Here is a 22869-nt window from a genome sequence, read left to right as displayed (position 1 = left end):
TATTTCGCGGCGATTACTGCGCGAAACGACGGTCGACGGAAACAAAACGACGAATCAAGGCATCCCCCATCCCCGACACCGGCGACAGTCCGCAGCGTCGAGCAGTCCGCGCGCCGCCAAAGCGCGCGGAAGTGCCCTAGTTTGCGGTGTAGTCGAAGTCGTCGTAATCGGAGTCGTCGGCCCAGTCCGGGTCGTCATAGTCGCTCCAGTCCTCGTCCTCGTCCCGACTATGGTCACTGCCACGTCCGTAGGCCTGCTCGGCACGGGTCCAGTCGAGCCCCGCCGCGGCGCCGGCGGCCTCGTCGCGGTACACCAGGGCCAGGGCCGCCGGGGCCATGTCCGCCCCGCCGATCACGGCCAGAAGCTCCAGCAGATGCATAGTCGCCTCCACGCCGGGCAGGATCACCTCGGCATCGTCGGCGGCCATGAGAGCGGCCGACAGCTCGGCCAGCAGCATCTCAGCCGTGTAGTCTCCGGCGAAGCGCCGCTGCTGCACGGCCCGCACCACCGGGTCGGTGCTCACCGTGCAGAACAGCGGCACCTGATCGGCATCGAGGGCCCCCACCGAGCGGGCGGCCGCATCGTCGAGGGCCACGGCCTCGATAGCCGAAGCCAGGTTGGCCGCGAGGGGCAGGGTGTGCGTGCTGCGCATGAGCTGGGCGCGCCCGGGAGCGCCCACTTCCACTACTTCCCCGAAGATGGCCTCCAGGAGCGTGCGCACTTCCTCGGACAGCTCGCTTTCCGAAGCCACGGGCCCTAGCAGGTTCTCCCGGGCGAAGGCATCCTCGGCCACGAGCGAGCGCACCGTGAGGGGCGCTTCCACCATGACCAGGTCGTTCACCGTCGCCACAGCGTTGATCTCTCGGGCGAAGTTCGGCGTGGTGGCCGACAGATCCACGAGCACGGTGCCCGGCCCAGCGCTGCCCACCAGGCCGTCGTCGCCGAAATAGAGATCCTCCAGGGCCGAGGCGGTCGTGCAGAAAGTGACGACGATATCGGCCGAGGCCGTGTCATCCGCACGGACGAGCCCGGCATCGGCAAGGCGGCCCTGAACGGCCTTGATGAATGTGGGCGCGCCCACGTAGGCATAGGATGCGGCCATGTTACCTCTCCCCCTTCACCTTGCGGGCGATGCGGTCGGCCACGGACATGTTGTCGCGCTTGTCAGCGCCCCAGAACACCACGGCCAGCATCTCGGGCCCCACATGGCTGCCGATGACTGGCCCGATGCTGCACTCCAGCACGAACAGGTTCGGGTCCTCTTTCAGCAGCAGCTCCCGCAGGCGGCCAGCGTCCTTGGGGCAGTCGGCGTGGCCGATGAGGGCCACATGGCTCGGCCCCGAGGCATCCACGTTCTTCTTGTAGAACTCCGCCAGCTGCTTGATGCCCTTCTTACGGCCGCGGGCCACGCCCGTGAGGGCCAGCTTGCCGTCCTCCCCGATAACGAGCAGCGGCTTCACATCCAGGGCGGCGCCGGCAACGGCCACCGAGGCCGGGATGCGACCGCCCCGGCGCAAAGCCCCCAGGTCGTCCACCATGAACTCCTCGTTCACGAAGCAGCGGGCCTCCTCGGCCCAGGCGGCCAGCTCGGCGGCGGTCATGCCCTTCTCGTGCTGCACGAGGGCCTCGTAGATGAGCAGCCCCTCGGCCACGGAGGCCAGATGGGTGTCCACCAGGTGCAGCTCGAAGTCGGGATACTGCGCCCGCACCTGATCGGCCACCACGCAGGCAGCATCGTAGGTAGCCGACAGCCCGCTTGAGAACGCCAGGTACACGCAGGGCGTTCCCTCCTGGGCGGCCGCCGTGAAGGTGTCGGTCAGCGTCGAGAGGGCCACCTGGGCCGTGGAGGGCTCGGAGCCTTTGCGCATGGCATCGTAGAACTCCTGGGCCGTGGAGGACTCGAACAAATCGTCGGTGAACGTGCCTCCGTCCATCATGTAGGGAAAGCCCATGAGGGTGACGTCCTCGCGCTTCACCACCTGCGGCGGCAGGTCGCAGCAGGAGTCGATAATGAGATGGCAGTTCGCCATGAACGCCCCTTCCCGGCGACCCCACGGAGCCGCCTCTCTCGCATCGGCGCGGGCTCCGACCGCTCGGGTCGGGCCCCTGCGCCGCTTCAACCTATAGAATGTGGCGCAGCTCGGCCACAAGCCCCCGGCGCCGATCGCTCAGACCCGCCTCTAGCCCCACGGGGTACGTATGGGGGTTCAGCATGCGCAGCTGGGTCTCGTCCAGCCTATCAAGGCCGGCCGCGGCTCGCTCCCGGGCGGCGCAGGCGTTGCGGAACTGAGGCGCGAGCACCACCCGGCCCCCACGAGCCAAAGGCGCCAACAGCGTCTCGAAAGAAAGGCCCGACAGGTTCTTCTGGCGCAGGTCGTCCAGGGGATCCACGATGACCTCGCGACCGGCGGGCGGCCGGTTCACGTCGAAGACCATGTCCCCGGCCACGGTACCGTTGCCGTGGTAGTAGCGGCGCACGTCCAGCACGCCCGGCGTCGTCAGCTTCGCCGTCGATTCCGATATCTTGAGGCGATCCTCCCAGGGCGCGCCGGGGCCGGGCCGCACGGCAGCCAGCTTGTAGACGCCGCCCAGGGTGGGCTGGTCGTAGGCGCTCGCCAGCTTCGTACCCACGCCGAAGGACATGACGTCGGCCCCCTCGTCCAGGATGGACTGGATGGTGTACTCGTCCAAGTCATTGGAGAGCACGATACCGCAGTCGGTCAGCCCCGCCCCATCCAGCATGCGCCGGGCCATCTTCGAGAGCCACGACAGGTCGCCCGAGTCGATGCGGATGCCCGCCAGGCGCTCGCCGCGCTCGCGCATCTCCAGCCCCACGGTGATAGCGTGCTCGATGCCCTGCTCCACATCGTAGGTGTCCACGAGCAGGATGCAGTTGCGCGGGAAAACGCGGGCGTACTCCCGGAAGGCCGTTAGTTCGTCGTCGAAGGACATGACCCAGGAATGGGCGTGGGTGCCTGACACGGGAATGTCGAACAGGCGCCCGGCCAGCACGTCGGAGGTGGAGGCGCAGCCGCCCACCACGGCGGCCCGGCTCGCCCACACGCCTCCGAGCCCCTGGGCCCGGCGCAGGCCGAACTCGGCCACGGCCCGACCCCGGGCGGCCCGCACGACCCGGGCGGCCTTGGTGGCGATGAGCGTTTGGAAGTTCACCATGTTCAGCAGGGCCGTCTCCATGAGCTGGCACTGCATAATGGGGCCCGTGACCCGCACGATGGGCTCGTGGGGGAACACGATGGTGCCCTCGGGCACCGCGTCAACATCGACGGTCAGGCGCAGATCGGCCAGGTAGGCAAGGAAGTCTCCACTGAACAGCGGGCCGCCACCCGGCGCTTCCAGGCTGGCCAAGTAGGCGATGTCCTCCTCGCTGAAGCGGAAGTTCTCCACCATATCGGCCAGCTGGGCCATGCCGCAGGCCACCGCATAGCCCCCCTTGAAGGGGTAATCGCGGAAATACATGGTGAAGCAGGCTTCCTCCTCGGTCTTGCCCGCGTCCCAGTAGCCCTGGGCCATGGTGATCTGGTACAGATCGGTCAGGAGGGCGTAGTCCACGTTCATCTAGGCGTTCCCTCCCTTGTCGGAGGCGCCGGCGCCCGCCGCGCCGCCCTCTCCCTTGGGACGGCGGCTGCGCCGGCGGCGGCGTGGCTTGGGGGCGACATCCCCCTCGCCGCGCGGAGCGCCCTCGGCGCGGTTGTCGCGGTCGGGGCGGCTCGCCGCCAGGCCCGAGGACCTCTGGCCCGGCCGGGCGCCATTGCGCTGCTTGGAGCCGTTGCCGCGCTCGGAGGCGCCGGGGCCCTTGGTGCGGGACGAGCCCTGGCCGCCGCGGCCCTGCTGGGCGCTGCGGCCCTCGCCCGAGGCACGGCCGCCGTCCTTGGGACGACGGGAGCGGCGCGGCTTGGGGGCGGCGGCGTCCTTCTCTTCCCGGGAGGTGGACACACGCTCTAGGGCATGGCCGTCCTCGGCCGCCGCCAGCTTCGTGGACCGACGGCGCTTGCGGGGGGCCGGTGCGGCAGCGGGGGCGGCATTGTCGCCACGGCCCGAGCGCTTGCCGCGGGAACGGCCCGGTGCGGATCCCTCGGCCCGGCTGCGGGGCGACGAGGAGCCCCGGCGCGAGCCGCCACCGCCGGTGTGGCGCACCTTCGCCCCCTCGGCCAGCTTATCGGAGCCGGTGAACTGGCTCGTCGAGAAGATGAGCGCTTCGCCGAGCCCCGTGCCGCGCTCGCTCGTGGCCTCCTCCCAGGCCTCCTCTCCCACGGCATTGGGGCGGTTGGCCCCCTCGGGCGCCGGGTCGAAGTCGGCCAGGGGCACCTTCACGGGCTTCTCCCCCTCAACCTTCAGGGAGATGATCTCCCGGGGCACGTCGTGGTCCACCACCTTGGCCGGACCGGCCGGCGTGGACACCGTGGCGTTCAGCTTGGGGGCGCGGCCCTTGAAATCCTTGTAGGCGTCGAACTCGTAGCGCAGGCAGCACATGAGGCGCCCGCACAGCCCCGAGATCTTCTGGGGGTTCAGCGAGAGCCCCTGCTCCTTGGCCATGCGGATGGACACAGGGCAGAACTCGCCGCCGAGGCGCTTGCAGCACAACTCCTGGCCGCAGTGGCCCACGCCGCCCACCATGCGGGCCTCGTCGCGCACGCCGATCTGACGCATGTCGATGCGCACATGGAAGCGGCTGGCCAGCTTGCGCACCAGCTCGCGAAAATCGATGCGCTCCTCGGCCTCGAAGTAGAACACAGCCTTGTCGCCGTCCAGCAGGAACTCCACCGACACCGGGTGCATGTCCTCGTGGGCCTCCCGGGCCATCTCCTTGAAGATGGGCAGCGCCTCGCGGGACTTCTCCTCCATCTCAGCGGCACGCTGCACATCCTCTTCCGTGGCCACGCGCTCCACGGGGCGCAGGGCGCTCTTCAAGGCGCGCACCTGCTCTTCGCCCACCTCGATCACCTCGCTAGCGGCAATACCGAACTCGGTGCCGCGGGCGGTGCGCACCACTACGGGATCGTCTTTCTTAATCTCCAGGTCGCCGGGGTCGAACCACAGCGTCTTGGGATTGAAGGTCAGGTTAATCGGTGCGACCCGAATCATTGAGAACCTCTCTTACGTCGAACAGCAACGCGTCGATGCACGTTTCTGGGGATACATTATAGGCAAGGGCCCGCTCGCAGTCGTCCACCTTGGCGGCGGCCGCGGCCAAGCGGCCCGCATCGGCCGTCGAGAACAGATCGACGAGCACCTCGCGCACGTCGGTGTTGATGATCAGATCGGGGGTGCCGGCGGCCACCATCATGCCGTCCCGCAGCCACGAGCGCACGAGCGACGTGGTCTGGCGCAAGTACTCGGTGGTCTTGGCCGACAGCGAGCGCTTGTTGCGCGCCTCGATCTGGCGGATAGCCGACTTCGCGAGGAAGTCGGCATTCTCGGCCAGCTCCGTCTCCTGAGAGGCCCGCACCACATCGAGGGGGGCCTTGGAGGCCTCCAACAGCTCCCGGGCCATCTCCACGATGTCCCAGTCGTCGGCCCGGGCCAGGCGAGCCAGGGCCGCGAAGAGCCGGCTGCGGAAGGCGAGCCGCTCGTTGCCCGGCGCTTGGAGAAAGGCCACCGCCGCGGTGATGGAGCCGCCACAGGCCTCGATGGCCATACGGGCCTGGGGGAGCGCCGCCCCGGTGTTTTGGGCCACGATGCCGGCCGCCTCGGAAGCGGGGATATGGCGGAAGGGCACCACCTGGCAGCGGGAGACGATGGTGGGCAGCACCGAGGCGCGGGTGCGTCCGAGCAGGATGAGCACCACGTCGTCCTCGGGCTCCTCCAGCGTCTTCAGGAAGGCGTTGGCGGCGCTGGCCCCCAGCTGATCCACCCGGTCGAGGATGTAGATCTTCCGGTCGGCCTGAATGGGGGCCATGGCCGTGTCGGCCACGATCTCGCGCACCTGCTCCACCAGATAGCCGTTGGCGCCGGCTGGGGCGAAATAGCGCACATCGGGGTGCTTGCGCCGCATGACCTTGTCGCAGCGGTTGCAGTCGCCGCACATGCCTCCCCGGGGGCCGTGAGGGCCCTTGGGGCACATGAGCGCCTGGGCGAGCGCGTAGGCCGCCAGAGTCTTGTTGGAGCCGGCCGGTCCCACGAACAGGTAGGCCTGGGTCACGCGCTCGGACACCACCGAGGCGCGCAGGAACTCGCGCACCTTCGGCTGGCCCAGGATGTTCTCGAAGGCGTCAGCCACGGCGGTCTCCCTTCCCCGCCCCGTCGCCGCGGCTGCTCGCGGGGGCCGGGGCGCCCGAAGCGCGGCGGCCGTCGCGGGACGCCGCGCCGCCCGGGGCGTTCCGGGGCCCCTTGGGTCCCTCTGCCTTTTGAGGGTCCCGGGGGGCCTTACCGCCCGTGGGACCCTTCGCTTTCTGAGAGTCCCGGGGGGCCTTGCCGCCCTTCGCGCTCTTGCCGCGGGCGCCCTGCGGATGCCGGCCGCCCTTGGGCGCCGGCGCGCCCCCCTGGCGGCCGCGCCCCGAAGCGCGGTGGCGGTCGCGCCGGGCGGCCCGCTTCCTCTCGCGCTCCCGCTCGCGGCGCTTTTCCTCCATGACGGCGACCACGAGCTCCGTCAGGGCCGCCGGGTCATCACCGTCGGCGGCCAGGGCCGCGGCGGCCTCGGGCAGCAGCGGCGCCAACTCGGCCAGCACGGCGCGGAAGGTGTCGGTGCGGTGCAGCTGGGAGCTCACGATGCGCACCCGCTCGGGCTCGGCGGCGGCCAGGGCCGCGAAGCCCTCGGCCACACGACTGTGGAAGGCGTCTCCGGCCCGCTCCAGGCGGTCGGCGCCGCCGCGGCGGCCCATGCGCGAGCGCACGGCCTCCTCGGGAGCCACAAGCAGAATGGTGGCGTCGGGTACCAGGCCGTCGCAGGCGAAGCGGTTCGCCGCCGCGATGAAGGCGCCGTCCAGCCCCCGGCCCGCCCCCTGGTAGGCCACGGTGGAGTCGAAGAAGCGGTCGCACAGCACCACGGCGCCCCGCGCCAGAGCCGGCGCGATCACCTCGTCGACGATCTGGGCCCGAGCCGCCTCGTAAATGAGTAGCTCGGCCCGGTCGCTCATGGCGCCGTGGGCCGGATCCAGCACCACGCGCCGCAGGGCCTCCCCCACGGCTGTGCCGCCAGGCTCGCGCAGACATACCACCTCGCGGCCGGCCCCTTCCAACAGCCGGGCCAGAAAGCGGATCTGGGTCGATTTCCCCGCTCCGTCACCGCCCTCGAAGGTGATGAGCAGTCCGCAACCGTCCTGTCGCCGAGATTCAGCCACAGCTAGGCCTCGGCGCGCACGGCGGCGGCCACAGCGTCGGCAGCTCGCGGATCGAAGGGGTCGGGCATGATGAAATCCTCGCACAGCTCCTCGTCGGACACCAAGGCGGCCAGGGCCCGGGCGGCGGCCAGCTTCATGGGCTCGGTGATGCGCTCGGCCCGGGCCTGGAGGGCGCCCTTGAAGATGCCCGGGAAGGCCACGACGTTGTTCACCTGATTCGGGAAGTCCGAGCGCCCCGTGCCCACGACGCGGGCCCCGGCGGCCTTCGCCTCGTCGGGGAAAATTTCAGGAGTGGGGTTGGCCATGGCGAATACGATGGCGTCATCGGCCATGGAGGCCACCATCTCGCCGGTGATGGCCCCGGGCGCCGATACGCCGATGACGATATCGGCCCCGGCCATGGCATCGACCAGGGTGCCCTGGGCGTCATCCAGATTCGTCACCGCCAGCATAGCGCGCTGGGCATCGTTCATGCCCTCGTAGGCGCTGCTCAGAATACCGCGGATGTCGCACATGGTGACGTTTTCGAAGCCGTAGCTCAGCAGCAGCTTCGCAATGGCGATGCCGGCCGACCCTGCGCCGTTGACCACCACGCGGGCCGTAGTGTCCTTACCGGTCAGACGCAGGGCGTTGATGATGCCCGACAGCACCACGATGGCCGTGCCGTGCTGATCGTCGTGGAATACGGGAATGTCCAGGGCGTCGTTCAGGCGCGCCTCGATCTCGAAGCAGCGGGGCGCCGCGATGTCCTCCAAGTTGATGCCGCCGAAGGCCGGGGCGATGCGGATGACCGTCTCGATGATCTCCTCGGTGTCCTGGGTGTCCAGGCAGATGGGGAAGGCGTCCACGTCGCCGAAGCGCTTGAACAGCACGGCCTTGCCCTCCATGACCGGCATGGCCGCCGCGGGGCCGATGTTGCCCAGGCCCAGCACCGCGCTGCCGTCGGAGACAACGGCCACGGTGTTGCCCTTGATGGTGTACTCGTAGGCCGCCTCCGGGTTCTCGGCGATCACCTTGCAGGGCTCGGCCACGCCAGGCGTGTAGGCCACGGCCAGATCGTGGCGGGTGGCAATGTCCATCTTCGGGTCAAAGGCCAGCTTGCCCTTCCAGTCGGCGTGAGCCGCCAGGGCCTCCTCAGCAATGTCCATGGTTTCGCATCCTTTGAACAGGTTCTTTTAACCTGCTTATTGTAACCCATAGCGACGGACGAGGGCCGCACCAGCCCATAAGCCACGAAAAAGCCGCGCTGCGATCCCTCCCGCCCCAAATGCACGATGCACCCGGGCGGATCGCGATTTCGCGCCGCCAAACAGAGCAAAATCGCCCGCGACCCCTCTCTTTCTGCCCCGAAAGTGCAATGTGCCCGGGCGGATCGCACATTTGGGACATATCCATATGTCCGAAGGGCACCCTATCCTCTTTTTCCGCCCCGAATGCACGATTCACCTGAGCGCATCGCACTTTCGGGGCAGAAAGACACCGCAGCAAGGCCTCGGCGGGCCGACTTGCGACCCGAATGCACGATCCACCCGGGCACATCGCACTTTCGGGCGGGCAGAACGGCGCTGGCGCGATCGCGTCACAGCAACGCCGACTACCACCGGCAACATCGCAATCGCGTCGTCGGCAGTACCGCAACATTGCAATCGCGTCGTCGGCAGTACCGCAACATCGCAATCGCGTCGTCGGCAGCACCACGACTGCAATCGCATTGCCCGCAGTACCGCGGCGCGATCGCGCTGCCGACAGCATCACAGCCGCACGGCGGGCGACACCAGCCCCCATCGTCGGCAGCACCGCAGCCGCGCAGTCGAGGGGCACCGCGGCTCCACGGGCAACTGCGCCGCGATCACGCCATCGACGAAGCCGCTGCTTCTATCTCACGATACAGATCGCGGCCGCAAGCATCGACGGCCACATAGCAGGGGAAGTCCACCAGCGTGAGCCGCCGGAGCGCCTCGGTGCCCAAATCATCCCAGCCCACCATCTCGCTGGCAACGACCGCCTTCGCCAACAGAGCCGCGACGCCGCCTACGGTGCACAGGTACACGCTGCCCGTCTCGCGGCACGCCTCCACCACTGCCGGCGAGCGCTTTCCCTTGCCGATGGCCGCCACGATGCCCGCAGCGAAGAGCTGCGGCGTGGCGAAGTCCATGCGACTGGCCGTCGTGGGCCCTACCGAGCCCAAAGGCCGGCCGGCCGCCGACGGCGTGGGACCCGCATAGAACAGCGTGGCGCCAGCCAGGCCGAAGGGCAGCTCCCCGGTTTCTTCCAGGCATTGAAGCGCTCGCTCGTGTCCAGCGTCCCGCATGGTGTACACCGGACCCGACAACAGCACCTCATCGCCAGCGCGAAGCTCCGCGACATCCTCGCGGGACAGCGGCAGGGAAAGCGACACGATTCTACCCACAGTGCACCGCCCTTCCGTCTCTCACCAGCGGAACACTCGCGCTGCGCATCGCGCAGCAGCCCATGTTCACCGCCACGGGCAGCGCCGCGATATGGCAGGGGGCCGTCTCCACATGCACGGCCACGGCCGTGGGCAGTCCCCCCAGGGCGGCGGGACCGACGCACAAGGCATTCACCTCGGCGAGCAGCTCCTCCTCGAAGGCCGCGGCAGCGTCCGAGGCAGCAGGCGATCCCACCTCGCGCAAAAGCGCGTGCTTGGCCAGCCCCGCCACCTTGTCGAAAGTGGCCCCCACACCGAGTCCGATCACGAGCGGCGGACAGGCGTTGGCGGCCTTTTCCCTCACGCAGTCGAGCACCACCTCCCGCACGCCGGCCGCACCGGCCCCGGGCGGCAGCATGACCACGCGCGACGCATTGTCGGAGCCGCCCCCCTTCAACAGCACGTGCAGTGTCGCATCGGCGCCGGGCACGAACCTCACCTCGCAGAAGGCGGGCGTGTTGTCCCCGGTGTTCGCGCGGTCGAACAGGGCGTCGCGCACGAGCGACATGCGCAGGCGGCCGTCCTCGTAGGCCCGGGCCACAGCGCCGTTCACGCCCGAGAGCACATCCCCCGGCACCATCAGCGCCTCGCCCACCTCCAGGCACACCCACACGCTGCCCGTGTCCTGGCACAGCGGCACCCCGTCGGCCGCGGCGATAGCGGCGTTTTCCAGAATGCGGTCGAGCACCCCCGCCGCCCTTGAGGCGGAAGGCGCCCCGCCGGGACGCGGATCAGCCGTCGAAACGCCGCCGGCGCGCTCTTGGCATGAGGCCTCCTCCCGCGCCCGCTCAACGGCAGCGCGGAAATCCGGGCGCAGCGTCACCGCGCATTCCCGGATGGCACCGTACACAGCCCGGGCCACCGCCTCTTTGCTCAGAACCTCTTCCACAGCTCACCTCTTCCGAAAAGATGGACTGCCCGCCGACCGCCCATCACCGAATCTATTTCCCCCGGCCGCTCCCTGCGGAACCCTTCTTCGTGGAGCCCTTGGCGCCCTTCTTCTCCGCCTTGGCCTTCTCCTCTTCCTCTTTCCCCGGGCAATCGAAGTTCGGGCACAGCTTCCACGGGCCGCGGGCGGTCTTGATCACCACCATAGGCGCGCCGCAGTGCTCGCACACCTCCTCGGTGGGGACGATGTCGCCGTACTGGGGCAGCGGGTAGCGCGTGGCGCACTCATCGAAGTTCTCGCAGGTGACCGAACGCTTCAGGGTGCGCGGGTTGCGCCGCGCGATGAGCTGCTTGTCGAGACCCTTGGCCGCGCAGGCGGGGCACTTCCCCACCACCACCTCGGGCTCCTGGTTCGTGGGGCAGTTCGGGTCGATGCACTGAGTGCGAGGCTTGCTGCGGAACGCCGTCACCTTCACCTGGGGCATGCCGCAGGTGGGGCACTTCTCGGGCACCGCCTCGATCTTGCCCTTGGGAAGCGGGAAGGTCACGTCGCAGTCGGGCCAGCCGGCGCAGCCGATGAACATCGACTTGGTCTTGTGACTCGCCCGCAGCTGGAGATCCTTGCCGCATTTCGGGCACGGCCCCACGTAGGCATCGGCCGCCACGGCGTCCGACAGGGCCTCGGCCACTTCCTCGGAATGGGGCATCAACGTGGCCAGCTGCTCGGACAGAAGCTGGCGCGACTTCTCCACCACCTCGGCCTTGGTCACCGCGCCCTCGGCGATGCGGTCCATGGAATGCTCCAGCTCGGCGGTCATCTCGGCATGGGTGATGTGAGGGGCGAACTTATCGAGGGCCTCGATGACGGCGATGCCCAGCTGCGAGGGCTCGATGGGGTCGTTCTGCACGTACTTCACCTGGTAGAGGCGCTCGATGATGGAGGCGCGGGTCGACTTCGTGCCCAGCCCCAGCTTCTCCATCTCCTGGACGAGCTTGCCCTGGGAGTAGCGGGCGGGCGGCTCGGTCTGCTTCTTCGTGCAGGTGGCACCGTTGAAGGCGATGGTGGCGCCCTCGGCCATGGCGGGCAGCGTCTCGTCCTTTTTCAGGCCATAGGGGTAGATAGCACGGAAACCGGGCACCGCCAGCACGTCGCCCTTGGCCACGAAGGGCTCGCCGGCCACATCCAGGGTCACCTTCGTGCCCTCCACCGTGGCCGGTCCCGACAGCGTGGCCAAAAAGCGGCGCGCGATCAGGTTGTACAGCTTGTAGTCGGCCGCCGACAGGTCGTCGGGCGTGGCCGCCGCCGTGGGATAGATGGGCGGGTGGTCGGTGGTCTCGGTCTTGCCGCGGGTGGCCTTCAGGGGCCCGGCCGCCAAAAGCTCGCGACAGTAGGGGCCATAGGCCGGGTTGCCCGCGATGGCGTTCACCACTTCGGCCAGATCGAGCGAGTCGGGGTACACCGTGTTGTCCACACGGGGGTAGGAGATGTAGCCGTCCATGTACAGGCTCTCGGCGATGCGCATGCAGCGGGCCGGGCTGATGCCCTCGGCCGAGGCGGCCGCCATGAGCGAGGTGGTGTTGAAGGGCACGGGCGGGGCCACGGTGCGCTTCTTCTTCTCCACCGACACCACGCGCGCGCTCGTGGCACCCGCGACATGGTCCATAGCCGCGCTGGCCTCGACCTCCACCTTGAAGCGGGCCGTGGCGTGCGGGGCCTCGAAGGCCTCGGGGCCCTCCCCCGGGGTGGGACCGGCCGTCGCGCCGGCGTCGAAGGCGCCACGGATGACCCAGTAGTCCTCGGGCACAAAGGCCATGCGCTCGCGCTCGCGCTCGACGATGATGGCGAGCGTGGGCGTCTGCACGCGGCCCGAGGAGCGCACGTTGCCATAACCGGCGAACTTCACCAGGGTGAGGTAGCGGGTGAGCACCGCACCCCAGATAAGGTCGATGTCGCGGCGTGACCCGCCGGCCGCGGCCAGATCGTCGTCCATGGGCACCAGGTTCGCGAAGGCATGGGTGATCTCGGGCTTGGTGAATGCCGAGTAGCGGGCGCGGGACACCGGAGCCGTGGCGTTCACCTCGCGGCAGCAGGCCAAAGCATCCGAGCCGATAAGCTCGCCCTCGCGGTCGAAGTCGGTGGCGATCACGATGGAGTCGGCCTTCTTCGCCAGGTTCTTCAGAGAGCGGATGATGTCCTTCTCCTTGGGCAGCTTCTCGATGGGCGCGTAGATGAGATAGGGCAGCGCCTCCATCTTCCAGCCCTTCAGCTCCACGCCGTCAGCAGTGAAGGGCTTCTTCTTTTTGAAGGGGGGCACCGGCAAGGCGGCCGGCAGCACGGCGGGCACGGCCTCGCCTTCGGCGGTCACGCCGGACCAACCGCCGCGCTTCTTATATATAAGGGACGGGGTGAAGTCGGGCTCCAGGATGTGACCGCGCAGGCCGATGGTCACCCACTCCTCGCCGTCCACATCGAATCGGTACACTGGGGTGTTGAACACCTTGTCGGCCTTGGGCTTCGTGACACCCAGCAGATCGGCGATCTTGACCGCCGCATCATTCTTCTCGGTGACGATCAGCTTCATATACGATCTCCTCCCTAGGGCCGCGCTCGGGCGCGGGCCAATGACATTCGCACGATTCCCCATTCAAGTTTTACGTGCGCGGGGTTTTGCAGGAACGCGAAGGACGGCGCTCGGGGCCGCGTTTCCGCGTGGGGCTAAAGGATACACGATTTCGGCAGCGGCGCAAGAAGAATACGACGGCCGCCCGCATCCGCCTCCGCCGGCCGCGACCAGCCGGCCCGGGCAGCGGAGCGCCATCAGCGGCCGTGGTCATTCCCTGGACATCTCATCGCCAACCTTTGAAGATGCTGCGGGGTATTTATGAAGGAAGGACCGCCCAAGGTACCATGGACCTACGGCACCGTCGAATTGCAGCACAGATTCGCCGAAACCGACCACGGTACGCACCACCGACGGCGCCTTTCGCCGACCCTTCTGGTCGGGAGCTGACGAGAGTGGGTCTGCGCGGACCCATGGAGGATAGCAGGGAGGCGGCCCGAGAGCCGCTGGCGCGAGGAGGCCCCTATGGACAAGATCATCAAGGCCCTCATCGGCCTCATCTTTGCATTCATCGCCCTGGTGGGCATTTTCGGCATCCTGCCCCAATTGGGCCTGGAATCCCCTTTCGCAAATTTCCAGAACCCCCTGGCGGGGCTGTTCGAGCAAGGCAAGAACGCCGCCGCCAACGCCGCCCTGGACGCCACGGGCCTGAAGAGCAAGGCGAAGGCCGCTCTGGAAGGCAACCGCGACAAGATCGCCGCGGCCACGGGCATGTCCGACGCGGAGGTGGACGCCGCCATCGCCGCGCTCGACATCGACAGCTGGGAGGTAACGAGCCTGCCTGACGGCGCCACCAAGACCGGCTCCAGCTCCATCAGCTACGGCGGCACCGACGCCACCGTGACCACCTATGATGACCCGAGCGTCGTCACCGTGAACGCCATGGGGCAGGACGTCACCCTCGCCGTGCCCGACTCCGCCCAGGACTACCTGCCGTTTTTGGGATATTTGGGGTAGGGCTTCTGCATACCCCTACCGCGCGCCCTTGAGGCGCTTCTGGTAGGCGCGCACGAACTGAGAGAGGGTGAAGCACACCGCGAAGTAGATGAGCGCCAGAAGCCCGAAGATGGCGAAGATCTGCACCGTGGAGTTGAAGCTGTTCATGAGGATCATGCCGCGGCCCATCAGCTCCTGCAGCGCCATGGCGCCCCACAGATACGACGTGTCCTTGATGGTGGTCACGAACTGCGACAGCAGCGCCGGCACCATGTTGCGCAGTGCCTGGGGCAAGATGATGAGCACGTACATCTGCGGCGCCGAGAAGCCCTGGGAGCGGGCCGCCTCGTACTGGCCCGCGGGCACGCTGGCCAAGCCCCCGCGCACGATCTCGGCCACCGAGGCCGCTGTGAACAGAGTGAACGCCACCACGGCTGCGGGCAGGGGCGGCAGCTGGGCCACGAAGAACGTGAACATGATCCACAGCAAAAGCGGCGTGTTCTTGAACAGCTCCACGTAGGCGATGGAGATGCCCCGCAGCGCGCGCAGCCGCGAGCCGCGCATGATGGAGATGACCGCGCCGAGCGCCACCGAGCAGGCGATGGACAGCGCCGAGATGACGAGCGTGAGCCCCAGGCCCTCCAGAAGGAACCGCAGGTTCGTCCAGGTGAGCAGCGCCATGATATCGCTCATTTCCGGCCTCCTCTCCCGCGACGCGCGCCACCGGCCTGACGCCGCCGATCCCGCGAGGCAAAGCGCTTCGCGTGGCCCTTGCGGGGCTTGCGGGGGCGCGGATAGCTGCCGTGGGCCGGGTCGGGCCAGGCCCCGCGGTCAACCCCGTACAGCTCGGCGTAGGTGAGGTAGCGGCCCTTGTCGCTCACCGGCGGCACGAGCGAGGTCGTGCCCTCCATCATCGTCGTCACGCCGCCGGCCAGAGCCGCCGCGGCCGCCCGCCCGGTCAGGTCGTGGGTGCCCGGGGTCACCTCGGCGCCGTCGGCCTCCAGCACCTCGGTGGCGTCACCCGTCACCACGTGGCGGCGGCTGCGCATACGGCGCTCCAGGTACACCGCCGCCCGCGACAGGGGGAAGCAGATGGCGAAGTACAGCACCGCGGCCGCCCCGTAGGCCGGCCCGTAGTAGCTCGTGTCGCCGGCGAAGGAGTTGGAGAAGTACATGAGCTCGCCGCCGGCGATAAGGGCCAGCACACTCGTGTTCTTCACCAAATTCGCCGCTTGCACGGCCAAAGGAGGCAGGATGATGCGCATGGCCTGGGGCAGAATGACGAGCATCATGGTCTGCAGGTAGGTAAAGCCCTGGCTCTTTGCCGCCTCGAACTGCCCGCGGTGGATGGACCCGATGCCGCTGCGCACCACTTCGGACATGTAGGCGCCGTGGTACACCCCGATGGCCAGCACGCCGATCCAGAACGACGCGAGCGAGAGCCCCAGCAGCGGAAACACCGCGTACAGCACGAACACCTGCAAAAGTAGCGGCACGTTCTGCACCACCTCCACGTACAGGCGGGCCACGGCGCGCAGGGGCTTGAAACGCGACACCGACAGCATGCTGAAGACGAACCCCAGCGCCAGCGCCAGCACGAGGGCGCCGGCCGAGATGCCCACGGTGGTGCCGAAGGCGGCGAGGATGTCGGGCCAGCGCGCGAAGAGCGCCTCCCACTTATAGGGCGCGAAGATCTCCCCCATCACGCACCTCCCCCCGCCGCCGGGGCTCCACCGGCCGCAACAGCGCCATCGGCCGAGACGCCCGCATCCGCGGCTACGCCGTCGGACCCGCCCGCCGGCGCATCGTCGGCCGCATCCCCCGCGCCGAGTCCCGTGCTGCCGGCCGCCTGCTCCGCCTCCACGTCGGCCTCGGTCACGAGCGACAGCCCCCAGCGTTCCTTCAGCGATGCCAGCGTGCCGTCGGCCTCCATGGTCGCGATGGCCGCATCCACCTGGCCTGTCAGCTCGCTGCCCTTGGCCGTGGCCACGCCGTACTCCTGGGGCGCGAACTGCGTGTCGAGCAGCTGTGTCGTATCGTCCTGGTAGCCCAGCAGAATGGAGCGGTCCACCGAGAAGGCGTCCACCCGCCCCACCACGAGCGCGATCTTGATCTCGGGATAGGTGGCGTACTCGGCGAAGTTCAGCGTGATGCCGAGCGCATCGGCCGCCTCGCGCAGCTTGTCCTTCGTGGTGGCCGACAGCGCCACGCCCACGGTCTTGCCGTCAAGGCCGGCCAAATCCGAAATACCCGAGTCCTTCTTCACCAGAATGCCGATGGTATCGATGTAGTACGGCCGCGAGAAATCGTAGCTGCGGCGGCGGTCCTCGGTGATGGTGAAGGTGGCCAGCGCCGCGTCGAGCGCCCCGTTGTCCAGCATGGCGCCGCGGGTGGTGGCGTTCACCCCGGTGAGCTCGAGCGCGTTCGCATCGCCCTTGATGCGGGCGGCGAGCTCGCGGGCCACATCCACCTCCAGGCCCTCCACGTTGCCCGTCTCGGGGTTCTGGAAGCCGAAGCCGGGCACGTCTACCTTGGTGCCCACCCGCAGCACGTCGCCGGCCGGCGCGCAGCCGGCCATAGGCAGCGCAGCGCCCAGGGCCACCGCACCGGCCGCCGCGGCTGCCGTGCGAACGAAGACGCGGCGCGTGAGAAGTCGCTTTCCCATGACAGCCCCCCCTACAGTATCTTCGAGAGGAAGGCCTGCACGCGCTCGTTGGAGTCGGGCCCGAACAGGTACTCCGGCGTGCCGGCATCTACCACGAGGCCGTTTTCCATGAACACCACCTTGTCGGCGGCATCGCGGGCAAGGCCCATCTCGTGGGTTACCATCACGATGGTCATGTTCGTCTCGGCAAGCGACTTGATGACGTCGAGCACCTCGTTCACCATCTCCGGGTCCAGCGCGCTCGTCGGCTCGTCCAACAGCATAATCTTCGGGTGCATGTTCAGCGCTCGGGCGATGGCCACGCGCTGCTGCTGGCCGCCCGAGAGCTGGTCGGGATACTTGTCCAGCTTGCTCGTAAGGCCCACGCGCTCTAAGTACTCCAGCGCTCGCGCCTTCGCCTCGGCGGCGGGCACCTTCAGCACCTTCTCGGGCGCGAAGGTGACGTTTTCCAGCACGGTCTTGTGCGGGTACAGGTTGTAGCCCTGGAACACCATGGCCACCCGGCTTGCCAGGGCACGGCTGTTCACCTTGCGGGCCATAAGATCCATCCCGTCCACGGTAAGCTCGCCGGAATCGGGGCGCTCCAGCGCGTTCATGCAACGGATGAGCACGCTTTTCCCCGAGCCTGACGGCCCGATGACGACCACCTTCTCGCCCTCGGCCACATCGAGGGACACGCCTTTCAAGGCCTCCACGTGGCCGAAGTTCTTCTTGAGATCTTTCGCGGAGATAAGAGGCTCCATCACATCCCACGCTCCTATCTGGCAGGTTGCACCGAATAGATTGGTGGGATTGTAACGTTCAGCTTGCAGGTCGTGGTTTCGCCGCCGCAACGGCTTTTTCACGGCTCATTGACAGGCTGTCACGACGCGGCGATCGCCTCCGTCGCATCAGTTGCCCGGGCCGCCTCGGCGTCCTCGCGGGCCAGCACCGTCTGCATGGCGGCGATGGCGCACTCCATCTGGGCATCGTCGGGCTCGTGGGTGGTCAGGTACTGCATCTGCATGCCCGGCCACAGAATCACCTTCACAAGCGGGTTGTCCGGGTGGCTTCCCGCCCACTTCACCGTGATCTCGTAGGAGATGCCGGCGATCACGGGCATGAGCACGATGCGCGCCACGATGACCAAGAGCAACTTGGGCAGGCCGTCGGGCACCCCGAAGCCGGCGATGATAGCGTTCAGGGGGAAGATGGTGTACACCAGAATGGCGATGACCATGACCATGATGAGAAAGGCCGTGCCGCAGCGCACGTGCAGGCGCGGGAACTGCCGGGCGTTCTCGGGCGTCATGGGCAGCCCGTGCTCGAAGCAGTGGATGGCCTTGTGCTCGGCGCCGTGGTACATGAACATGCGCTTGATGTCCTCCATGCGCCCGATGAGCCAGATATAGAAGACGAACACGGCCACGCGCAGGATGCCGTCCACGATGTTCCAGGCCAAGGTATGGTCGTCGTATTCTCCCACGATGAGGTTCGTGATAGCCGCCGGCGCCACGATGAACAGCACCACACCCAGCACGAGCCCCACGATCATGGAGATCATCATCTCGCGGTGCCCGAACTCCTCTTCCTCCTCGCGCGTCTCGGCATCTTCGGTCAGCGTCGTCTCGTAGTCCACGGCCTCGGTCGAAGCCTCGGCGGCAGCTTTCTGCTCGCCCTCCGCATCGCCGAAGGCGTGCAGGGCGGCAATCTCCAAGGCCTTGAAGCCCAGCATGAGCGATTCCACGAGTGCCCGGCAGCCGCGCACGAGCGGCCAGTACATCCAGCCGTTCTTATCCTGGCCGCTCTTCAGGTCGTGCTCTTCCACGTAGATGGCGCCGCTCGGCTCGCGCACGGCCACGGCCCAGTTGTACTTGCCGCGCATCATCACGCCCTCGATGAGGGCCTGGCCGCCCACGTGGGTCTTAATAGCTCCGTCCTCGGAAAAGGCGCGGGACAGATCGCTCTTCTGCTTTGCCATGGGTCCTTCGTATCTCTTTTCGCTCTCGAATACCTCGCTTGACGCGCCCCGACAAGCGGGGCGGCGCCGAACCGCCTACTGGTCCAACGTCGCGCGATCCACGCGCGGGAAGGGGTTGCCGCAGGTCATCTTCCCCTCGGGGCAAATGCCGTGCACGCAGGGCGCGCCGGCGTCGGCGAAGATGTAGGGAGCCGTGGGCCGCGCCAGCTCCAGCATCTTCCAGGCCAGATCGCGAATCTCCCACTGAGCGCGGTTGCAGCAGCGCAGCTCGAAGAAGTGCAGCAGCTCGCGCACGTTCATGGTGATGACGATCTTCGTCTCAGCGGCGTTGGGAAGAAGGTAGCGCGCGTCCTCGGCGGGAATACCGGCCTCCACCAACACGCGGTAGGCCTCGGTCACCTTCGCGATGGCCTCGTCGAACAGGGCGTCCGTCTCGGGGTCGGCGGCCACACTGGCCGGCTTCACCACGGGAATCTCGCCCTTGAACTTCACATAGCGCTGGGACTGCTGGTTGAAACTGGCGATGCGGTGGCGCACCAGCTGGTGGGTGAGCGCCCGGGACACACCGTCCACGGCGAAGGTGTAGCTCGCGTGCTCCAAGGTGGAGAAGTGCCCCGAGCCCATGATGGTGGACAGCACCGACCGCACCCGCTCGGGCGGCATGGTCTCCATGAGCTCGCTCGCGCCCACGGGCGCGTAGCACAGGCGCGCGGCCGTGGCGATGGCGCGCTCGGGGTCGGGCGTATGGTACAGAAGCTCTACCTGCATGAGGCTCTCCTTGAAGTCGTTCGCTGAGAGTCTTCGCCTGTCGGAGACGGCCGGCATCCTGATTCGCTCAGACAGTCCTCGCTTAGGAGAACAGCCCGCTGGGCTGTTCTCGTCGCTGCGGAACTCGCTCGGTCAGGACGCCGGCCGCCTCCTCCGCACTCCTCCTTGCTCGGGAGCCGCTATCAGCGATTCTTTTCATTCCGGAGAAGTATAATGGCTGGACGACCGACGATATGGCTGGGAGGCCCCATGCACGACGAATTTACACCCCTGCTCGGCTCAACGGATTGGAACGAGGAGTGGAAACAGCTCCAGAAGCTGCGGCGCCATGCCGACGACGCTTCGTTCTGGGACAAGCGCTCGGCCACTTTCACCACCAAAGACGCCCCGAACCGCTACGTGGAGCAGTTCCTGGCCTATGCCGCCATCCGCCCCGGCGAGACAGTGTTCGATATGGGCTGCGGCACCGGCGCTTTGGCCGTGCCCCTCGGCGAGGCCGGGCACAAGGTGGTGGCCGCCGACTTCTCCCGGGGCATGCTCGACCAGATGCAGGCCCGGCTCGATGCCGCAGGCGTGCGCACGGTCTTCCCCAAGCTCATGAGCTGGGAAGACGATTGGCCTGCCTTCGGCGTGCGCGCGGGCATGACCGACGTGGCCATCGCCTCGCGCTCCATCGCCACCGTCGATCTGCGCGACTCCCTGCTGCGGCTTTCCGAGGTGGCGCGCCGGCGCGTGTGCATCACCCTGGCCACCGCTTCCTCCCCGCGTGTGGACGAGCGCATCCTGGCCGCCGCGGGGCTGCCCTGCCTGATCGGGCGCGACTACCTCTACGCCTTCAACATCTTGGCGGCCGAGGGCATCAAGGCAGAAGTACGCTACATCGCGAGCACCCGCGAGGACACGTTCGCAACCCCTGAGGACGCCTTCGAGAAGCTGGCCGCCATGATCGACGATTCCTCGGCCGTGCAGGCCTCTGCTGCCGAGCGGGAGCGCGCCCGCGCCAACCTGCGCGAATGGCTTGCCGTCAACCTGGTGCCCAACGAGCACGCTGGCGAACCCGATTGCAAGGGCGTGGCCCAAGGCGCCTGGCGCCTCGCCGAGCCCCGCACCGTCACCTGGGCCTTCCTCGCCTGGAACACCGACGGCACCGCGTAAGGGCGTTCCGGACAGGCAGCCCCCTCCTTCCGCGCACCGAACATGAGGGCCCTCCACGCCGCGATCCATGCGAAAGAAAAAAGAAGGGCTCCGGAAATTCCGGAGCCCTTCGGCGTTGATGGAGTATCTAAAGCTTAGAGACGTTCCACGTTGCTCGCCTGCAGCTTGCCGTTCTGGCCCTCGGTCACCTCGAAGGTAACGGCGTCGCCCTCGTTGAGGGTCTTGAAGCCCGACATCTTGATCTCAGAGAAGTGAACGAACAGATCCTCGCCGTCGTTCTGAGAAATGAAGCCGTAGCCCTTCTCGGGGTTGAACCACTTGACAGTGCCTTCCGCCATGATGCTTTCCTCTTTCCTCCCTCCCGTCCTCCGAGAGGGGATAGTAACACGGGCCCTGAGGCCCCAGCTCCCCATTTAGGAGCGCCCCATCACTATACGCTAAGTTGCGCGGTTTTTCGCGGGGAATTCCCGCTATTCTGCCGCTTCCTCAAGAAAAGCCTCAAGTTCTTGATCGGTCATCGCCTCCGAGGGCAGTTCGTGCCCAAAAGCGGCGGCCAGGGCCCGAGCCTGATTCGAGCGCAAGGCGGCCATGTCATTGTTGCCCGCCTCGGCGTAGTAGCGGGACGAGAGCAAGAGGCTGCGGGCGATGGACTCCGTCAGGTGCGGGTCCACCCCCGACACCTGCAGGATAGCGGCCATAGACTCCGGTGCCAGGGAAAGCAGCGCCTCGCCGTCCAGATCGGCGGCCTCCCCCACTGCCATATCCAGCATCCGCGCGGCCCCGTCGGGATCCTCCTCTCCCGCCGCCCGCTCCATGGACCGCCGAATAGCTCCCATGAGCTGGGCGATAATGCGCATCAGATAATCTTGCTCGAACACAGTTGCTCCTCCAATAACTCCGCAGGGGCGCCTTTCGGGGCGCCTGCCTTCCTCCTCCAAATGGAACAAGCCTCTTTCGCACCTTCGTAGGGGCGGGCCTTCAGGCCGGCCGCCCGACAACGTCAGCGGCCGCAGGGAGGGGCGGCCGAAATCGACTCGGACCGAGCTAACAACCCTCGGGCGCCATAAGGCCCAAGTGCTCCCAGGCGCCGGGGGTGGCCTGGCGGCCCTTGGGCGTGCGCATCATCAGGCCCTGCTGCATGAGGTAGGGCTCGTAGACGTCTTCCACTGTGTCGGGGTCTTCCGCCAGGGCGCTCGCCAGGGTGGTCAGCCCCACCGGGCGCCCCGAGAACTGCACGCAGAGCACCTCCAAAAGGCGGTTGTCCACCGCATCGAGCCCCAGGTGGTCAACCTCGAAGAAGGTGAGGGCCTCGGCGGCCACGTCTTCGGTGATGGCGCCGTCGCCGCGCACCTGGGCCCAGTCGCGCACGCGCTTCAGCAGGCGGTTCGCCAGACGGGGCGTGCCCCGCGAGCGCCGCGCGATTTCCAGCGCGCCCTCCTCGTCGATGGACACGTTCAAGATAGTGGCTGACCGGCACACGATGAGCGCCAGCTCCTCGGGCGTGTAGTACTGCAGGCGGAAGGCCACGCCGAAGCGATCGCGCAAAGGGCCGGTGAGCAGGCCCGTGCGCGTGGTGGCTCCGATGAGCGTGAAGCGCGGCAGATCGAGGCGGATGGAGCGGGCCGCCGGCCCCTTGCCCACCACGATGTCCAGCTCGAAATCCTCCAGCGCCGGGTACAGCACCTCCTCCACCATGCGGTTCAGACGGTGAATCTCGTCGATGAACAGCACGTCGCCCTCTTCGAGGTTCGTGAGGATGGCGGCCAAGTCCCCCGTGCGGGCGATAGCCGGCCCCGAGGTGGTGCGGATGGAAGCTCCCAGCTCGTTGGCCACCACCGTGGCGAGCGTGGTCTTGCCCAGGCCCGGAGGCCCCGAGAACAAAATGTGGTCGGCCACATCGCCCCGGGCCCGGGCCGCGTCGATCATAATGCCGAGCGACTCCTTCACCTTGGTCTGGCCCAAATAGTCGTCCAGCCGCTTCGGGCGCAGCGAGAAATCAAGCTCCAGGTCGTCTTCGGTGAAGGTGGGGGCCACAGCCCGCTCGCGGCCCTCGGCCGTCGCGCGCCCCGAAGACGCGCCGCCCTCGGCCACGTACCCGATGCCCTCTATGTCCAGATCAAATGCCATGG

21 protein-coding genes are annotated in these 22869 nt (G+C 67.8%); 2 read left to right on the top strand and 19 right to left on the bottom strand.

What is annotated here, in order from left to right; translation table 11 throughout:
• Positions 1–136 precede the first annotated feature (136 nt).
• The 10 genes from F8D48_RS06045 to F8D48_RS06000 all read right to left on the bottom strand — a co-directional run bounded on the left by F8D48_RS06045 (position 137) and on the right by F8D48_RS06000 (position 13217).
• Positions 137–1102, bottom strand: a complete 966-nt coding sequence (locus F8D48_RS06045; protein WP_151430440.1) for an NAD(P)-binding domain-containing protein — start codon at positions 1100–1102, stop codon at positions 137–139.
• A 1-nt stretch (position 1103) separates the two neighbouring features.
• The gene (locus F8D48_RS06040) at positions 1104–2030 is read right to left on the bottom strand and encodes a DegV family protein (RefSeq protein ID WP_151430438.1); all 927 of its coding nucleotides are present in this window, start codon (positions 2028–2030) and stop codon (positions 1104–1106) included.
• Between the two features lie 91 nt (positions 2031–2121).
• Positions 2122–3576 (bottom strand): nicotinate phosphoribosyltransferase, encoded by a 1455-nt coding sequence (locus F8D48_RS06035; RefSeq protein WP_151430436.1) that lies wholly within the window; start codon positions 3574–3576, stop codon positions 2122–2124.
• A complete protein-coding gene (locus tag F8D48_RS06030) occupies positions 3577–5103 on the bottom strand; it encodes a regulatory iron-sulfur-containing complex subunit RicT (protein ID WP_151430434.1) in 1527 nt (508 codons plus the stop codon).
• Positions 5081–6238, bottom strand: coding sequence for a DNA polymerase III subunit (locus F8D48_RS06025; protein ID WP_135971006.1), 1158 nt, complete (start codon positions 6236–6238; stop codon positions 5081–5083). The genes F8D48_RS06030 and F8D48_RS06025 overlap by 23 nt, the downstream gene beginning before the upstream one ends.
• Positions 6231–7298 (bottom strand): dTMP kinase, encoded by a 1068-nt coding sequence (gene tmk, locus F8D48_RS11790; RefSeq protein ID WP_205717341.1) that lies wholly within the window; start codon positions 7296–7298, stop codon positions 6231–6233. The genes F8D48_RS06025 and tmk overlap by 8 nt, the downstream gene beginning before the upstream one ends.
• Before the next feature lie 2 nt (positions 7299–7300).
• The gene (locus F8D48_RS06015) at positions 7301–8446 is read right to left on the bottom strand and encodes an NAD(P)-dependent malic enzyme (protein WP_135971005.1); all 1146 of its coding nucleotides are present in this window, start codon (positions 8444–8446) and stop codon (positions 7301–7303) included.
• Positions 8447–9147: 701 nt separating this feature from the next.
• Positions 9148–9708, bottom strand: a complete 561-nt coding sequence (locus tag F8D48_RS06010) for a FumA C-terminus/TtdB family hydratase beta subunit (RefSeq protein ID WP_135971004.1) — start codon at positions 9706–9708, stop codon at positions 9148–9150.
• The gene (locus F8D48_RS06005; protein ID WP_151430432.1) at positions 9701–10636 is read right to left on the bottom strand and encodes a fumarate hydratase; all 936 of its coding nucleotides are present in this window, start codon (positions 10634–10636) and stop codon (positions 9701–9703) included. Before F8D48_RS06005 ends, F8D48_RS06010 begins: the two co-directional genes overlap by 8 nt.
• 52 nt (positions 10637–10688) lie before the next feature.
• The gene (locus tag F8D48_RS06000) at positions 10689–13217 is read right to left on the bottom strand and encodes a DNA topoisomerase I (protein WP_151430430.1); all 2529 of its coding nucleotides are present in this window, start codon (positions 13215–13217) and stop codon (positions 10689–10691) included.
• Positions 13218–13721: 504 nt separating this feature from the next.
• On the opposite strand from F8D48_RS06000, the gene F8D48_RS05995 reads away from it, so the two are divergent.
• Complete coding sequence (locus F8D48_RS05995; protein WP_240806254.1) at positions 13722–14213, top strand: hypothetical protein; 492 nt, start codon at positions 13722–13724, stop codon at positions 14211–14213.
• Positions 14214–14228: 15 nt separating this feature from the next.
• On the opposite strand, the gene F8D48_RS05990 is transcribed toward F8D48_RS05995, so the two are convergent.
• From F8D48_RS05990 to thyX, 6 genes are all read right to left on the bottom strand, one after another.
• Positions 14229–14885, bottom strand: coding sequence for an amino acid ABC transporter permease (locus F8D48_RS05990; RefSeq protein ID WP_151430428.1), 657 nt, complete (start codon positions 14883–14885; stop codon positions 14229–14231).
• Positions 14882–15895, bottom strand: coding sequence for an amino acid ABC transporter permease (locus F8D48_RS05985; RefSeq protein ID WP_151430481.1), 1014 nt, complete (start codon positions 15893–15895; stop codon positions 14882–14884). Before F8D48_RS05985 ends, F8D48_RS05990 begins: the two co-directional genes overlap by 4 nt.
• Positions 15895–16857, bottom strand: a complete 963-nt coding sequence (locus tag F8D48_RS05980; RefSeq protein ID WP_151430426.1) for a transporter substrate-binding domain-containing protein — start codon at positions 16855–16857, stop codon at positions 15895–15897. Before F8D48_RS05980 ends, F8D48_RS05985 begins: the two co-directional genes overlap by 1 nt.
• 11 nt (positions 16858–16868) lie before the next feature.
• Positions 16869–17600, bottom strand: coding sequence for an amino acid ABC transporter ATP-binding protein (locus tag F8D48_RS05975; protein WP_135971631.1), 732 nt, complete (start codon positions 17598–17600; stop codon positions 16869–16871).
• Between the two features lie 119 nt (positions 17601–17719).
• Positions 17720–18817, bottom strand: coding sequence for a DUF1385 domain-containing protein (locus tag F8D48_RS05970; protein WP_151430424.1), 1098 nt, complete (start codon positions 18815–18817; stop codon positions 17720–17722).
• A 75-nt stretch (positions 18818–18892) separates the two neighbouring features.
• On the bottom strand, positions 18893–19585 hold the full coding sequence (gene thyX / locus F8D48_RS05965) for an FAD-dependent thymidylate synthase (RefSeq protein WP_135971628.1): 693 nt from the start codon (positions 19583–19585) through the stop codon (positions 18893–18895).
• Positions 19586–19834: 249 nt separating this feature from the next.
• Between thyX and F8D48_RS05960 the strand changes: the two genes are divergently transcribed.
• Positions 19835–20740, top strand: a complete 906-nt coding sequence (locus F8D48_RS05960; RefSeq protein ID WP_135971568.1) for a class I SAM-dependent methyltransferase — start codon at positions 19835–19837, stop codon at positions 20738–20740.
• Between the two features lie 134 nt (positions 20741–20874).
• Here F8D48_RS05960 and F8D48_RS05955 read toward each other — a convergent pair whose 3' ends face one another.
• The 3 genes from F8D48_RS05955 to ruvB form a co-directional block, all read right to left on the bottom strand.
• Positions 20875–21078, bottom strand: a complete 204-nt coding sequence (locus F8D48_RS05955) for a cold-shock protein (RefSeq protein ID WP_016309120.1) — start codon at positions 21076–21078, stop codon at positions 20875–20877.
• Positions 21079–21210: 132 nt separating this feature from the next.
• The gene (locus F8D48_RS05950; protein WP_135971569.1) at positions 21211–21618 is read right to left on the bottom strand and encodes a hypothetical protein; all 408 of its coding nucleotides are present in this window, start codon (positions 21616–21618) and stop codon (positions 21211–21213) included.
• 166 nt (positions 21619–21784) lie between these two features.
• Positions 21785–22867, bottom strand: a complete 1083-nt coding sequence (gene ruvB, locus F8D48_RS05945) for a Holliday junction branch migration DNA helicase RuvB (RefSeq protein WP_135971570.1) — start codon at positions 22865–22867, stop codon at positions 21785–21787.
• Positions 22868–22869: the final 2 nt, after the last annotated feature.

Origin of the sequence: Adlercreutzia muris (genome assembly GCF_008831045.1) — a bacterium.
GTDB classification, from domain to species: domain Bacteria; phylum Actinomycetota; class Coriobacteriia; order Coriobacteriales; family Eggerthellaceae; genus Adlercreutzia; species Adlercreutzia muris.
This window is presented reverse-complemented; position numbering and strand designations above follow the sequence as displayed.

Coding starts and splice junctions, on each gene's coding strand:
- F8D48_RS06045 (WP_151430440.1), bottom strand. CDS start 1,102: ATGGCCGCATCCTATGCCTACGTGGGCGCGCCCACATTCATCAAGGCC.
- F8D48_RS06040 (WP_151430438.1), bottom strand. CDS start 2,030: ATGGCGAACTGCCATCTCATTATCGACTCCTGCTGCGACCTGCCGCCG.
- F8D48_RS06035 (WP_151430436.1), bottom strand. CDS start 3,576: ATGAACGTGGACTACGCCCTCCTGACCGATCTGTACCAGATCACCATG.
- F8D48_RS06030 (WP_151430434.1), bottom strand. CDS start 5,103: ATGATTCGGGTCGCACCGATTAACCTGACCTTCAATCCCAAGACGCTG.
- F8D48_RS06015 (WP_135971005.1), bottom strand. CDS start 8,446: ATGGACATTGCTGAGGAGGCCCTGGCGGCTCACGCCGACTGGAAGGGC.
- F8D48_RS06000 (WP_151430430.1), bottom strand. CDS start 13,217: ATGAAGCTGATCGTCACCGAGAAGAATGATGCGGCGGTCAAGATCGCC.
- F8D48_RS05995 (WP_240806254.1), top strand. CDS start 13,722: ATGGACAAGATCATCAAGGCCCTCATCGGCCTCATCTTTGCATTCATC.
- F8D48_RS05990 (WP_151430428.1), bottom strand. CDS start 14,885: ATGAGCGATATCATGGCGCTGCTCACCTGGACGAACCTGCGGTTCCTT.
- F8D48_RS05985 (WP_151430481.1), bottom strand. CDS start 15,895: ATGGGGGAGATCTTCGCGCCCTATAAGTGGGAGGCGCTCTTCGCGCGC.
- F8D48_RS05980 (WP_151430426.1), bottom strand. CDS start 16,857: ATGGGAAAGCGACTTCTCACGCGCCGCGTCTTCGTTCGCACGGCAGCC.
- F8D48_RS05975 (WP_135971631.1), bottom strand. CDS start 17,600: ATGGAGCCTCTTATCTCCGCGAAAGATCTCAAGAAGAACTTCGGCCAC.
- F8D48_RS05970 (WP_151430424.1), bottom strand. CDS start 18,817: ATGGCAAAGCAGAAGAGCGATCTGTCCCGCGCCTTTTCCGAGGACGGA.
- thyX (WP_135971628.1), bottom strand. CDS start 19,585: ATGCAGGTAGAGCTTCTGTACCATACGCCCGACCCCGAGCGCGCCATC.
- F8D48_RS05960 (WP_135971568.1), top strand. CDS start 19,835: ATGCACGACGAATTTACACCCCTGCTCGGCTCAACGGATTGGAACGAG.
- F8D48_RS05955 (WP_016309120.1), bottom strand. CDS start 21,078: ATGGCGGAAGGCACTGTCAAGTGGTTCAACCCCGAGAAGGGCTACGGC.
- ruvB (WP_135971570.1), bottom strand. CDS start 22,867: ATGGCATTTGATCTGGACATAGAGGGCATCGGGTACGTGGCCGAGGGC.